This window comes from Aeromonas sp. 603757, from assembly GCF_049171255.1.
GTDB classification, from domain to species: domain Bacteria; phylum Pseudomonadota; class Gammaproteobacteria; order Enterobacterales; family Aeromonadaceae; genus Aeromonas; species Aeromonas veronii_A.
In genome coordinates this window covers 284,117-297,741 of sequence record NZ_JAAKOE010000002.1, presented here as the reverse complement: position 1 = coordinate 297,741, position 13,625 = coordinate 284,117, and the positions used below count along the sequence as shown (strand labels likewise).

At 54.9% G+C, this 13,625-nt stretch carries 10 protein-coding genes; 6 read left to right on the top strand and 4 right to left on the bottom strand.

The genetic code is table 11. The annotated features are described in order from the left end of the window. Positions 1 to 89: 89 nt before the first annotated feature. A complete protein-coding gene (gene glpT, locus G5332_RS03145; protein WP_005337540.1) occupies positions 90 to 1,448 on the bottom strand; it encodes a glycerol-3-phosphate transporter in 1,359 nt (452 codons plus the stop codon). A gap of 489 nt (positions 1,449 to 1,937) precedes the next feature. Between glpT and G5332_RS03140 the strand changes: the two genes are divergently transcribed. From G5332_RS03140 to G5332_RS03125, 4 genes are all read left to right on the top strand, one after another. After that, the gene (locus G5332_RS03140; RefSeq protein ID WP_005350866.1) at positions 1,938 to 2,786 is read left to right on the top strand and encodes an MIP/aquaporin family protein; all 849 of its coding nucleotides are present in this window, start codon (positions 1,938 to 1,940) and stop codon (positions 2,784 to 2,786) included. 54 nt (positions 2,787 to 2,840) lie between these two features. Next, entirely contained in the window at positions 2,841 to 4,343 is a 1,503-nt protein-coding gene (gene glpK / locus G5332_RS03135) for a glycerol kinase GlpK (protein ID WP_266135069.1), read from the top strand. Between the two features lie 217 nt (positions 4,344 to 4,560). After that, positions 4,561 to 6,537 (top strand): methyl-accepting chemotaxis protein, encoded by a 1,977-nt coding sequence (locus G5332_RS03130; protein WP_421236212.1) that lies wholly within the window; start codon positions 4,561 to 4,563, stop codon positions 6,535 to 6,537. Between the two features lie 193 nt (positions 6,538 to 6,730). Beyond that, positions 6,731 to 6,964, top strand: coding sequence for a hypothetical protein (locus G5332_RS03125; protein WP_421249557.1), 234 nt, complete (start codon positions 6,731 to 6,733; stop codon positions 6,962 to 6,964). Positions 6,965 to 7,134: 170 nt separating this feature from the next. Here G5332_RS03125 and G5332_RS03120 read toward each other — a convergent pair whose 3' ends face one another. Continuing rightward, a complete protein-coding gene (locus tag G5332_RS03120) occupies positions 7,135 to 8,037 on the bottom strand; it encodes a LysR substrate-binding domain-containing protein (protein WP_421249556.1) in 903 nt (300 codons plus the stop codon). A 195-nt stretch (positions 8,038 to 8,232) separates the two neighbouring features. On the opposite strand from G5332_RS03120, the gene G5332_RS03115 reads away from it, so the two are divergent. After that, positions 8,233 to 8,616 carry a DUF6404 family protein gene (locus G5332_RS03115; protein ID WP_216978466.1) on the top strand — a complete coding sequence of 128 codons (384 nt, stop codon included), beginning with the start codon at positions 8,233 to 8,235 and terminating at the stop codon, positions 8,614 to 8,616. A gap of 114 nt (positions 8,617 to 8,730) precedes the next feature. Here G5332_RS03115 and G5332_RS03110 read toward each other — a convergent pair whose 3' ends face one another. After that, complete coding sequence (locus G5332_RS03110; RefSeq protein ID WP_421249555.1) at positions 8,731 to 10,239, bottom strand: AbgT family transporter; 1,509 nt, start codon at positions 10,237 to 10,239, stop codon at positions 8,731 to 8,733. Continuing rightward, a complete protein-coding gene (locus G5332_RS03105) occupies positions 10,229 to 12,199 on the bottom strand; it encodes a TonB-dependent receptor domain-containing protein (RefSeq protein WP_254204449.1) in 1,971 nt (656 codons plus the stop codon). Before G5332_RS03105 ends, G5332_RS03110 begins: the two co-directional genes overlap by 11 nt. Positions 12,200 to 12,425: 226 nt before the next feature. Here G5332_RS03105 and G5332_RS03100 point away from each other — a divergent pair, with 226 nt between their 5' ends. Next, positions 12,426 to 13,604: an MFS transporter gene (locus G5332_RS03100; protein ID WP_421171897.1), complete on the top strand. Its 1,179-nt coding sequence runs from the start codon at positions 12,426 to 12,428 to the stop codon at positions 13,602 to 13,604. The last annotated feature ends 21 nt before the right edge of the window (positions 13,605 to 13,625 follow it).

The following is a 13,625-nucleotide window of genomic DNA, read 5'->3' as shown; positions in this document are numbered from 1 at the left end:
TGATGAGACAAAAAAAGGCCCCGGCAGATGCGGGGCCTTTTGGCAGTTTACCTGATCCCCTTTGGGATCAATAAGCTGAGGATCACGTTTTATGCCTTATGGGCAGCCGCTTTCTTGGCCGCAACGGCAATGTTCTCGTGCTTGAGGGTCATCGCCAGCAGAATGATAGAGAGCACGCAGGAGACGGTCAGTACCATGAAGCCGCCATCCCAACCGAAGTGGTCAACGGTATAACCCAGCATGGCGTTGGCTGCCACGGCGCCGCCCAGATAACCGAACAGACCGGTGAAACCAGCCGCAGTACCGGCTGCTTTCTTCGGTGCCAGTTCAAGAGCATAGAGGCCGATCAGCATGACAGGGCCGTAGATCAGGAAGCCGATAGCCACCAGCGCCATCATGTCGATGGTCGGGTTGCCGGCCGGGTTGAACCAGTAAACCAGCACAGCCAGGGTCACCAGCACCATGAACAGGATACCGGCCGGTGCACGGCGGCCCTGGAACATCTTGTCAGAGATCCAGCCACACAGCAGGGTGCCCGGAATACCGGCCCACTCGTAGAGGAAGTAAGCCCAGGAGGAGTTGTCGACGGTGAAGTGCTTGGCCTCTTTCAGGTAGGTTGGCGCCCAGTCCAGCACACCGTAACGAATGAGGTAAACGAAAGCGTTGGCGATCGCGATGTACCACAGCAGTTTGTTGTGCAGCACGTACTTGACGAAGATCTCCTTGGCGGAGAACTCCTGCTCGTGGCTCTCGTTGTAATCCTTCGGATAGTCGTTCTTGTACTCCTCGATAGGAGGCAGACCGACCGATTGCGGGGTATCACGCATCACGAAGAAGGCGATCACCGCGATGGCGGCCGCAGCTGCCGCAGGCACATAGAAGGCACTGCGCCAGTCGTTGAACCAGCCCATCCCGAGGATAAACAGCGGGCCAATCATGCCGCCGCCCACGTTGTGCGCCACGTTCCAGACCGCAACCACTTCACCGCGCTCTTTCTGTGACCACCAGTGCACCATGGTGCGACCGCAGGGCGGCCAGCCCATGCCCTGTGCCCAACCGTTCAGGAACAACAGCACAAACATGATGGCAATACTGGAGGTGGCCCAGTGCATGGTACCCATCATGAACATGATGGCAGCCGAGAGCAGCAGACCGGCGGAGAGGAAGTAACGGGCGTTGGAACGGTCAGAGACGTTCCCCATCAGGAACTTGGACAAACCGTAAGCGATGGAGACCCCGGAGAGCGCGAAACCGAGATCACCACGGGAGAAGCCCTGCTCGATCAGATAGGGCATCGCCAGACTGAAGTTTTTCCGTACCAGGTAGTAGCCGGCGTAACCGAAGAAGATCCCGAAAAACACCTGCCAACGCATGCGTTTGTAGAAGGGGTCGACCTTGTCAGCCGGGAGCCTGTCGATGTGCGCCGCAGGCCTGAAGAGACTAAGCATGTTCTGCTTCCTTATTGTTGTTATGGGCGGTTGAGGATGCCCTGACCATTCCAACGAATCATGTGAGTCCACTAATTCGTAAGCGAGCCTATTGTGCTCATATGCGCTCATTTAATCTGTGATGCATGCTCAAATATTGCAGTTTTATTACAAATAAAAGCTCCAAATGAGAAATCACTCAGCAAGCGCCAGCCCTTGTGTGGCAAGGGTTGCGGGCTACCCCCTAAGTGGTAAATGGCGGTTATCAAGATGCTTTACGTCACATTTTCTTAGCAATGAGTGGGATCTTGTCCACATTTCCTATGGAGGGGGGATGGTGAAATTATTGGGAAGGGTTATTTTCTGTCACGACCGATAACGAGCGCAAACGAGCATAACGTTTGCGCAAGACGCAAAAACAACAAGGAAACGTTTTCGGCGGCAACGGATAGACACAAAAAGATAAAACGGAACATCAAACCTCTACGGGTGGATATAAGGAACAAAAGTATGAGCATACAAAGACCCAATACCCTGCTTGGCGAGTGCATCGCCGAGTTTATCGGAACCGGCCTGCTGATATTTTTCGGCGTCGGATGTGTGGCGGCACTGGTGCTGGCAGGCGCCAACTTCGGGCAGTGGGAAATCTCCATTACCTGGGGTCTGGGTGTGGCCATTGCCATCTATGTGACCGGCGGCATTTCAGGTGCCCACCTGAACCCGGCTGTAACCCTGGCGCTGATGACCTTCTGCGGGTTCGACAAGCGCAAGGTGGTGCCCTACATCATCGCCCAGATGGCCGGTGCCTTCTGCTTCGCAGCCCTTGTCTACTTCCTTTATGGTAACCTTTTCACCCAGTGGGAAGTGACCCATAACGTGGTGCGCGGCAGCGTCGAGAGCCTCGGCACCGCCGGGATCTTCTCCACCTATCCCAATGCCCTGCTGACCAATATGCAAGCTTTTGCCGTCGAGCTGGTGATCACCGCCGTCCTGATGCTGGGCATCATGGCGCTGGGTGACAACAACAATGGTGCCCCCAAAGGTTTCGCAGCCGCTCTGCTGATCGGTATCCTGATCGCGGTGATCGGTGCCTCCCTTGGCCCGTTAACCGGTTTTGCCATGAACCCGGCCCGTGACTTTGGTCCGAAACTGTTCGCGTTCTTTGCTGGCTGGGGTGATGTTGCCCTGACCGGTGGTCGTGACAACCCCTACTTCTGGGTTCCGATCCTTGGCCCCATCGTTGGCGCCCAGATTGGTACCGCTCTGTATGTCAAAGTGCTGGCTCCCTGCGTCCCGGGCAACCGTGTCGTCACCACCGAGCAAGCGACCCAAACCGCCAAAGAAGAGGCTGCCGCATAAGAGCGGCCCCCTCCAACGTATAAAAACGTGGAAAATAGAAACGTGGAGAACATCATGTCTGCTGAAAAGAAATATGTCGTCGCTCTGGACCAGGGAACCACCTCTTCCCGTGCCATCGTGTTTGATCAGGATGCCAATATTGTCGGTACCTCCCAGCGCGAATTCACCCAGCACTACCCGAAAGCGGGCTGGGTAGAGCACGACCCGATGGAGATCTGGGCGACCCAATCCTCCGTCTTTACCGAAGTGCTGGCCAAGACCGGCCTTCGCAGCGAAGAGATCGCCGCCATCGGTATCACCAACCAGCGTGAAACCACAGTGGTATGGGAAAAGGCCACCGGCAAGCCCATCTACAACGCCATCGTCTGGCAGTGCCGCCGCACCGCCGCCATCTGCGAAGAGCTGAAAGCACGCGGTCTGGAAGAGTATGTTCGCGAGAACACCGGCCTGGTGCTGGATGCCTACTTCTCCGGTACCAAGGTGAAGTGGATCCTCGACAACGTGGAAGGTGCCCGCGAGAAGGCGATGAACGGCGAGCTGCTGTTCGGCACCATCGACACCTGGCTGGTCTGGAAGATGACCAATGGCGAAGTGCACGTCACCGACCCGACCAACGCCTCCCGTACCATGCTCTACAACATCCGCGAGCTGAAGTGGGATCAGAAGATGCTGGACGAGCTGGGCATCCCCATGTCCATGCTGCCGGAAGTGAAACCCTCTTCCGAAGTGTACGGCTACACCACCCGTGGTGGCGGCTCCCGCATCCCCATCGCCGGTATAGCCGGTGACCAGCAGTCTGCCCTGTTTGGCCAGCTCTGCTTTGAAAAAGGGATGGCCAAGAACACCTACGGCACCGGCTGCTTCATGCTGATGAACACCGGCACCGAGCCGGTTCGCTCCAGCAACGGCCTGCTGACTACCGTTGCCATCGGCCCGAAAGGGGAAGTGAACTACGCGCTGGAAGGTGCGGTGTTTATGGGCGGCGCCACCATCCAGTGGCTGCGTGACGAGCTGAAGATCATTCACGATGCCCGCGATACCGACTACTTCGCCTCCAAGGTGGGTGACACCAACGGCGTCTATCTGGTACCGGCCTTCGTCGGCCTAGGCGCGCCCTACTGGGATCCCTATGCTCGCGGCACCATGGTCGGCCTGACCCGTGGCGCCAACCGCAACCACATCATCCGTGCCGCGCTGGAATCCATCGCCTATCAGAGCCGCGATGTGCTGGATGCCATGCAGCAAGACTCCGGCATCAAGCTGGCTGCGCTGAAAGTAGACGGCGGCGCCGTGGCCAACGACTTCCTGATGCAGTTCCAGGCTGACATGATGCACACCCCTGTGGTGCGTCCGACCCGCATCGAGACCACCGCCATGGGCGCCGCCTTCCTAGCGGGTCTGGCAGTCGGCTTCTGGAAGAGCTCCGACGAGCTGGAAGACAAGTTCAGCGTGGACCGCGAGTTCATCCCGCAGATGGACAGAGACGATCGCGCCAAGCGCTACAACGGCTGGAAAAAAGCGGTTGAGCGTTCACGCCGTTGGGCTGAAGAGGATTGATCGGGCTCCCGACATTCCGTTGAGATAAACACCAAGGAGGCCGACCATCACGTCGGCCTCTTTTTGTCTACCCCTTGCCGGCCCTCCCCTCCCGTTGCTCCCCCTGTTTTTATCTGGTGAATCTTGTTCTCACCAACCGTCACAACACAATTGAGTTCTCTATCTATAATCATCATCTGGGTCGCATATGCGGCCTTTCTTTATGGAGGAGAGAAATATGGAGAGGGCGATACACCGTTTTACACTGCACTCACTCTGGTCAGGGCTCGGGATCCGCACCCGGATCCTCTCCGGCGTAGCGATACTGATGGTTATCGCCATCAGTTGCATCACCCTGATCCTCGAGCAGATATCCCACACGCAGGCACAGCAGCGGGTCGAACGCTATGAGCTGCCAAGCAGTGTGGACCGCATTGCCAACCAGCTGACCGCCCAGCTGACCCAGCACCTGACCGAGGCGCAAGCGCTCGCCAGCAACAGCTTCGTCATCGACTGGCTGACCGCTGGCATGCCAGAAGCTGAGTGGCCCGAGATGGAGCGCTACTTTCAGGCTCTGCAACGACGTCTCGGCGGTAACGTCTTTATTGCCCCTCGCCAGACCAACACCTTGCTCAACTTCAGTGACGGCCCCACCGCCCAGAAAGCGCTGAGCGAGTCAGACCCGAAAGATGAGTGGTTTTACGGTTTTCTCCAGCGCAATCAACCTTACGAACTGAACCTCGACATCTCCGATTTCAACCAGCGTGCCTCCCTCTATATCAATACCGCCGTCACCCACGAGGGCAATACCCTGGCGGTGGCCGGTACCTCCATCGACATGAGCACCCTGAGCAAGCTCATCAGCAGCTATCGGATCGGCAAGAGCGGTCAGGTCTATCTGGCGGACATGGAAGGCAATATCGAGATCCACCCCGCACTGGAGCAAAAAGATGCCGCTCACCATCAACAATCCTTTCTCGATACCGTCAAACGGCTTATCCCCAAGGCTGGGGAACAGGTGGCAGTTGAGGCACTGACGCTGGAGGGAGAAACCTACCTTCTTGCTGTACGCTACATCCCCACCCTCAACCGGCTGCTGATTGGCGAGATCAACAGCGCCGAGTTGGAAGAGGGATTACATGAGTCACGCCAGCTCATCATCATGGTGTCGCTCGCCATCGGCACTCTGGCGATGCTGGCCTCCGCCTGGTTGGCTCACTCCATCAGTCGCCCGATTCGTCAGGCTGCCGATGGCATGCACCACATCACCGCCGATCGGGATCTGGCGACCCGCCTCGACTTCTCCGACGAGTCGGAGCTGGGCCAGATGGCCCAGAGCTTCAACCGGCTGATCCAGAGTCTTAACCAGAGCTTCTCCCGCTTCCAACAATCGGGGAGTGCCCTCTCCGCCCAATCCTCGCAAACCCTTCATCAGGCGCAGGCACTGGCGGGAGAAGCGTGCCAGCAGGCAAGGAGCATCCAAGAACTGACCAATGTAGTCGCTGCCATCGGCAGCAATGCCGAGCAGATCGCCAGCCGTTCCGAGGGGGTCAGCGACGTGACCCGGCGCATCGCTGACCACATGCTCAGTGTCGAACAGGATGTGATCCAGAGTGCCGATCGTCTCGATACTTTGCGCAGCAGCATCGGCACCTCGTCCGCGCTGCTTGAAGAGGTGGTCAGGGACAGCAACAACATCACCCAGATCATGAACCTCATCCGCGATGTCTCGAACCAGACCAACCTGCTGGCCCTCAATGCCGCTATCGAGGCTGCCCGGGCAGGGGATATGGGGCGGGGCTTTGCGGTGGTGGCCGACGAGGTGCGCCAACTGGCGGTGCGCACCCAGACCGCCACCAAGGATGTGCAGGATCTTATCTTGCGTCTGCAGGAGGGTACCCGGCAGGCCAGCAGCTCGATGGCAGGCTCCCACACCCTGAGCGAAGAGGGCTATAGCCGGATGCATCAAGCCAGAGAGGTGCTGGTCGATGCCACCAGCCAAATTAACCAGACAGCAAGGGAACTCAACGAAATCAGCGCGCTGGCACAAGCTCAGGATCAACAGATGGGGCAAGCCAGAGCTGCGCTTGACGAGCTCGCCATGGTGGCCGAGCATCAGCGTGAACACGCAGAGGAGAGCAATGCCGCCAGCCGCGAACTGTTCGAATTGGCCAAAGCCATCGACGAGCAGATCCGCCAATACCGGATTGGCTAGGCCCGGCGCTTCCCCCTCCTCTTCTCAATAACCAAGACGCCACCTCAGGGTGGCGTTTTCATTTTGCAAATCATTTTGCCTGCGCTCTCGAAACGGGAATGACGAGCAAGAGCACAACACATTGATTATTAACATGAAAAAATGTGGAACAGCCATTGCTTAGTGATATCAGACTCAACAGAGGGATATCGCCATGAAACCCACCACCACTCAAGCGCCCGTAGCTCACGTCGCCACTCAAAAAGAGACCCTGACCCCCCGCGAAGGCACCTTCCTGATGATGGTGGCCCAACTGGTGGTGCTCACCAGCATCGTACTGGCCGCCACCGTCGGCGGCCTCTCCTGGCAGTGGACCCTGCTGCTGGCCATTCCGCCGGTGATCGGCGGCGCCTTGCTCAGCAGGGTATGGGGCAAACTACCCCGCTAACTGCGCTTCACCTCACACACCTTCCCGAACCGGTAGCCAACTCTCAAGTCGGCCGTCTGTGTATCTGCCGCCTGGCTAATGCTGATTGACCGCAACGAAGGCGCACTTGTTCTTCAATCAGCAAACCGCAGCGACGAACCGTTCAAACAAACCGCACAAACCAACCTGCACTAAAGGGTATGGTTGCCCAGCTGCTCTTTGAGAAAATCGAGCCAGACCCGCAGCCGGATATCCCGCTGGGCATCGGAGTAGAAGACCGCATTGATGGGGCGCGAGGCGCCACTGTTGCTGCGGGCCAGCACCTCCACCAGCGCGCCGCTCTCCCGATCCGGCCCGGTCATGAAATCCGACAGACAGACGATCCCCTGCCCCGCCAGCGCCAGCTGACGCAAGGTTTCACCGCTGCTGGCACGCAGGCTGGGGGTGATGGCAAAACGATCCCCCTGCTCGGCACTGAGCAGCGGCCAGTGGTTGAGGTGATCGGGATGCAAAAAGCCGAGCAGCTCGTGACCGCTCAGCAGATCCGCCGGTTGGCGCGGGGTGCCGCGCTCGCTCAAATAAGCGGGAGAGGCCAGCAGCCGCAGCCGCGAACGGCCCAGCGGCAGCGCGCGCAGGGAGGAGTCGGTCAGCTCGCCGATGCGGATAGCCATGTCCACCCGCCGCTCCATCAGATTGATAAAGCCCTCCGAGCTGTGCAGCTGTAGCTCGATGGCGGGGTAGCGGTGGCGAAACTCGCCGATGATCGGCACCAGCCGGTGCAGAATAAAGGGGGTAGCGGCATCGACTCTCAACACCCCTTCGGGTTGTTCCCGGCGCATCAGCAGATGCCCCTCCGCCTCGCTCATCTCGGTCAGGATCTTCACCGCCCGCTGATAGAACCAGCTCCCCTCCTCGGTCAGGCTGACACGGCGGGTGGTGCGATTGAGCAACACGGTGGAGAGCTTCTCCTCCAGCCGCTTGATGCCACGGCTCACCACCGAGTTATCCATGCCGAGGTTCTCCGCCGCTTGGCGAAAACTGCCCGCCTCCACCACCGCCACAAACAGGGTCAGTTCATCAGAATGGGTCTTCATTGCTGTTATCCGGACAAGAGTAATGAGTCTTTATAGGCGTAGCTGCTGTGGATTGGCAAGCGTGCGGTGAGGCCAGTTCTTTTTTTCTACAGAGAAAGAACGTGACCACGAGCCCACATCATGCTCGCGATTTGTCAGTACAATGCAGCCTAAAAAGCACCGTATGGCACCTTTAATTTCACAAGGATGAATAACATGACATTTGAAGAACGGCTGGCCGCCGCCCATCAGGAGCTGGCTAACAAGGGGGTATGGCATGCCAACTACAATCCCCCCTTGTTCTGGTTGTTGCGCCAACTGGGTTGGTCTGTCAAACCGCCTCAGTACGAGGGCTGGCTAACCAACTTTCTGGTATTTGGCATCGGCCTTGGCCTGATCTGGAGCATTCTGTTGTGGTTTTTCAGCTGGCAACCCTTAGAGATAGACCCACTATTTGCCCTACGCCAGACAGCCCTGTTTGCCGGATTAACAGGCATCATCATGGCGAGTCTCTTCAGGCTACGCTCCAGGCAGCTTAAACTGACCCCTTGGGAAAGATTGCCATCCTCGGCAACAGATATCACAAAGCAACCGGATTGATAATCCGTTGGCATTGTTATGAAGCAGGAGTTCTGGGCACATTATTGCCTTTGCCCGTCAGAAATCAGGTTGAAAAGAGCCCCTCATTGGAATGAGGGGCATGACAATCTCCTGCTACATCCCCATGGGCCACTGCAATACATATACCCAGAACAGCAAGAGGGCCGTCCATGCAAACAAGAACGCCATGCTAAACGGCAACATTAATGACATTAATGTGCCTAACTTGGCATTTTTGTCATAGTCTTGCGCCGTCGCCAATATAAGCCCCAAGTAGCCAAACAGTGGACTAATGATATTGGTTACCGAGTCACCGATTCTGAATGCAGCTTGGGTCACCTCCAAAGGTATATCTACGTAGAACAGTGATGGTATAAGCACTGGCGCCATAAGGCTCCACTGGACAACAGGTGAACCCATAAAGAGATTGAGGAACGCACAGAGAATAACAACCAGTAGCAAAATGAATGCAGGATGCAATGACAGATCTGCAACCATGTTGCTCATCGACATGGCCAACACGCCTGAAAGTTGGCTTAACTTGAATATATATATCAGCTGGGATGCCACAAAAATAATCAGCAAAAATAATCCTAGCTGACTTAAACTCTTTTGGCATGCCTTGATGAGATCTTGCTCACCCCGAAAACTACCAGATAGATAACCGTAAGTTAAACCACTCAAGCCAAAAGTAATAGAAATAACTATTGGTAGACCACTAATGATCTCGCTGCGAGCGAGTTGCTGCCCTTCATTGGGTGCCAGCCAATTCCCCGGCACTGCCGCCGATAAAACAAAGAAGATGATCGCAGAAAGAAATACGCTACCAGAAGCCAGCATGGCCCTGTCATTTTTCTTATTGCAGGGAATATCATGGCTAATTAGATGACTATCAGTAGCATCATTATCAATTAGCCGATGCTGCCGTTTTTCTACTACCATGATAGAAATAAAAGACCCCACTGCGACTAATAGAAGGACACTGGCACTCATAAAAAAGTAATTCGCCAATGGGCTAACACTGTATTCAGGATCGATGAGCTTGGCTGCCGATGTAGTGATACCAGCAATCACCACATCATAGGTTGTAATGAATATAGTTGCATGCGTCCCTCCCGCGACACCGGCAAAAGCCGTTGCAAGTCCGACCAAGGGTGAGCGACCCGCAGCCTGATAGGCACGGCACGCCAGAGGTATCAAAACAATATAACCAACTGCGCCAACCACATTCGAAACTATCCCCAGAGCCATAATGCTGATGGTCAGTTGCCATTTTCCAGTTTTATTTACTAACCGTTGCACCGAGTAGCTAATCAATCCGGAAGAGTCAGCAAGCCCGATACCTATCGTCGCTATAATGACTATACCCAAAGGAGGGAAGTTAATAAACTCTTTAACACTGCCACCAAGCCATTCTCGAATACCGGCCAATGACAGCATATTATGAACGTACTGAGTGTTCTCGCCAGGCAGGGTGTAAGAGAGTTGTGCTTTGGCAGCAATAAAAGAGACGACCATGACTATCAAAGATAGCCAAATGAACAAGAACACCGGATGGGGAAGTCGATTTCCCCATCGCTCAATACTATCAAAAACAGACCTTTTCATGGTTTTAGAATTCATAATTAATGCCGGTATAATAAGTTCTTCCCTGAATGACCTCAGTGTACGTATCCGGGCTGGACACATCTTTATTCATCAGGTTGTTAACCCCCATCTTCAGTGCCACTCCATTGGCAAGGTCGTAACTCATGCCAAGATCCAGGGTGGTATATGGATCAGACACATCATTATTGCCAAGCTCGCCACGCACTTCACTACGATAATGCAACCGAGTGAAAATATTTAATGCATAGTTAGCATACCATGTCGCCTTGAGCGAAGCTTCATGCTCTGACGTACCAACCAGTCTGTCTCCGGAATAATCATCTTTTGCATCAAGATATGTATATGAAGCATCCAGACCAATATATTCCCATTGATGCGTAGCAGACAGTTCCAAGCCTTTCAGAGTGGCCTTGTCTATATTGACGAAGGTGTAGTCACCATTTTTTTTCTTTGCTTGTTGAATAATGTCATCAACCTGATTATAGAATACTGTTGCGCTGGCTAACGTAGTACCATTGGTATAATACATCCCCAATTCACTGAATGTGCCAGTTTCTGCTTTCAGGGCCGAGTTACCATAAATATTACAGCGACCGCCACAGCCAGGAGCTGAATAATATGGGGATATTTGAGCCAGGCTGGGTGCTTTAAATGCCGTCCCCACACCAGCTTTCATACTCCAGTTCTCAGCTACCCCTTGGGTGAGATAGCCACGGTAGGTAAACTCGCTGCCAAACAATGAATCATGATCATATCGCCCACCCAGGGTCAAGGTAGTTGCGTCAGTCAATGCATGATTGAATTCAACGTAAGCTGCAGAACTCTTTCTGTCTGCGGAGCCCCCCTTAAAACTAATATTGTCTACTTTGGCATTGCGGGTTTCAGTGCCAAACGTAATGTCATATTGATTGAACGATAATATGGCTTTGGCATCACCACCATAATTATGCTCAGTACTATTTGATGTGAGGAGATCATACTGGACATCAAAGTCACTGTAATAGAGATTGGCATCGACGTTCAGTCGTGAGGATTGGTAGCCATATCCTAGCGTGTAGCTTTGCAGACGGCGTTGCTGTTCATAATACCGATTGTTGAACATCGCAGTACCCAACTGCTCTTCATTGGATAGCTGAATATCAAGCGCTAATGAATGCTGGTCATTAATAGCAAGATCGAAGGTATTTACCAAGTTGTAGTTTTCTTGCCCGCGACGCTTGGTCGCATCAGGGTAGTCAGCATAAAATGACTCGGCGATATCCAGATAGTTGCCATATACGGTATAACTCAATGCATCGTTGACAGGCATGGAGTAATACAATCCATAAACCTGGCCATTACCACCTCGATCACCCTGGTTGTATTGCCCTTCAACACTCATTGCCCCTTCAGCAGCACCATTGTGTTTGCGCGTTATCACATTCACAACGCCCCCCATGGTATCGGCACCGTAAAGGGTAGACATCGGGCCACGAATAACTTCGACTCTATCAACGGCTACTGTAGGGGTAAGGCTTAATGCACTGTCACTGCCACGCCAAAGCGCTTCTTTGGTATAAGAACGGCGACCATTCAACAACACTTGCGTGTAATCATTGCTCAGGCCACGAATGCGAATGCTACGGGAACCATTAGCCTGGGTTGATATATTGACGCCCGGAGCATCGACCAAAAGATCACCGACATCCCCCGTCATTTGATATTTACTCTGCTCCTGACCATCGATCAAGGTCATGGTTGCAGGGGCTTCAAGAAGATTTTTTTCCTTTCCGGCGGTTGCTGTTACCACCATGGTTTCATCAGCAATATTCTCGGCAATTGCAACATGTGCAGGAAGTATCAGTGCACTCAATATGTAAGGCGTTCGGACTTTTAGATTATTTATATTCATTTTAAGTGATTTATTATACGACAAATTGCGCATTATAATGGAAATTATTATCATTTTGCATTGTTTTTCATTACTGATATTCATGGGTGATTAAAAAACGGCTTTATGACCCAAATCAGCCTATTAGTCGTTACTTCCTCTATCCCGGATTACCGGTGTCCTTTTCTCAACCGTTCCTGCCGCCTGATACGCCTTATCATTGCTGCTTATTTGGCAAAAGTAATTTGATGTAACCATCATTTTTGCCAACAAACTGTCTCGGCATACTGGCGCCATTCTCCCGTCGGGAGTCCCTAACCAAGGAGTTGTTATGCCACTGGCGTTATTTGCCCTTACCCTGAGTGCCTTTGCGATCGGCACCACCGAATTTGTGATTGTGGGGCTTATCCCCACCATCGCAGAGCAGCTCAATGTCTCGCTCCCCTCGGCGGGCCTGTTGGTCAGCCTCTATGCCCTTGGGGTGGCCATCGGCGCCCCCGTGCTCACGGCGCTGACCGGCAAGGTGCCGCGCAAGTGGCTGCTGGTAGGGCTGATGGCGCTCTTTACCGCCGGCAACCTGCTGGCCTGGCAGGCCCCCGGTTACGAGAGCCTGATTGTGGCCCGCATCCTGACCGGATTGGCGCACGGGGTCTTCTTCTCGGTGGGCAGCACCATCGCCACAGGTCTTGTGGCCAAAGAGAAGGCGGCGAGCGCCATCGCCATCATGTTCAGCGGCCTCACCGTGGCGCTGGTGACCGGCGTACCGCTCGGCACCTGGATTGGTCAGGTCTTTGGCTGGCGTGAAACCTTTCTGGTGGTAAGCCTGCTGGGCCTCGTTGCCATGGTGGGTAGCCTGCTGCTGATCCCGAGCAACCTGCCCAAGGGGGCAGCCTCGACCATCCGCGAGCAACTCTCGGTACTGACCAAAAAGCCACTGCTGTTGGTCTACGCCAAAACCGCCCTCGGTTATGGCGGCGCCTTCACCGCTTTCACCTTCCTCGCCCCGATCCTGCAGCAGGTGAGCGGCTTTAGCGCCGGTGCGGTGAGCCTGATCCTGCTGGTGTACGGGGTATCGGTCGCCGTCGGCAATATCTGGGGCGGCAAGCTGGCCGACAAGATGGGCCCCCTACCCGCGCTGAAACTGCTGTTTGCCGGTCTGGCGCTGGTGCTGCTGGCCCTCACCTTCACCGCCCCCCATCCGGTGCTGGCCGTGCTCACCGTGCTGGTGTGGGGCGCCTTTGCCTTCGGCAACGTACCGGGTCTGCAGGTGCTGGTGGTGCAGCAGGCCGAGCTGCACACCCCCAAGGCGGTGGATGTGGCATCGGGCCTCAATATTGCCGCCTTCAACGTCGGCATTGCGCTCGGATCTGTGGTTGGTGGCTTGGTGGTAGAGCACCTAGGCCTGATGCACACACCCTGGATCGGCGCCCTTATCGTGCTGCTGGCCTACGGGTTGACCCATGTCAGTGAGCGCCGCGAAGCCCTCCGGCTCGCTGCCTGTCAGGCATAAGCTGCGCCAGCAGGCGTCATG

Bases quoted from the DNA above. Each gene is read 5' to 3' on its own strand.
- G5332_RS03130 (WP_421236212.1), top strand. From the start codon at position 4,561: ATGGAGAGGGCGATACACCGTTTTACACTGCACTCACTCTGGTCAGGG.
- glpT (WP_005337540.1), bottom strand. From the start codon at position 1,448: ATGCTTAGTCTCTTCAGGCCTGCGGCGCACATCGACAGGCTCCCGGCT.
- G5332_RS03115 (WP_216978466.1), top strand. From the start codon at position 8,233: ATGACATTTGAAGAACGGCTGGCCGCCGCCCATCAGGAGCTGGCTAAC.
- G5332_RS03100 (WP_421171897.1), top strand. From the start codon at position 12,426: ATGCCACTGGCGTTATTTGCCCTTACCCTGAGTGCCTTTGCGATCGGC.
- G5332_RS03125 (WP_421249557.1), top strand. From the start codon at position 6,731: ATGAAACCCACCACCACTCAAGCGCCCGTAGCTCACGTCGCCACTCAA.
- G5332_RS03110 (WP_421249555.1), bottom strand. From the start codon at position 10,239: ATGAATTCTAAAACCATGAAAAGGTCTGTTTTTGATAGTATTGAGCGA.
- G5332_RS03105 (WP_254204449.1), bottom strand. From the start codon at position 12,199: ATGAATATCAGTAATGAAAAACAATGCAAAATGATAATAATTTCCATT.
- glpK (WP_266135069.1), top strand. From the start codon at position 2,841: ATGTCTGCTGAAAAGAAATATGTCGTCGCTCTGGACCAGGGAACCACC.
- G5332_RS03120 (WP_421249556.1), bottom strand. From the start codon at position 8,037: ATGAAGACCCATTCTGATGAACTGACCCTGTTTGTGGCGGTGGTGGAG.
- G5332_RS03140 (WP_005350866.1), top strand. From the start codon at position 1,938: ATGAGCATACAAAGACCCAATACCCTGCTTGGCGAGTGCATCGCCGAG.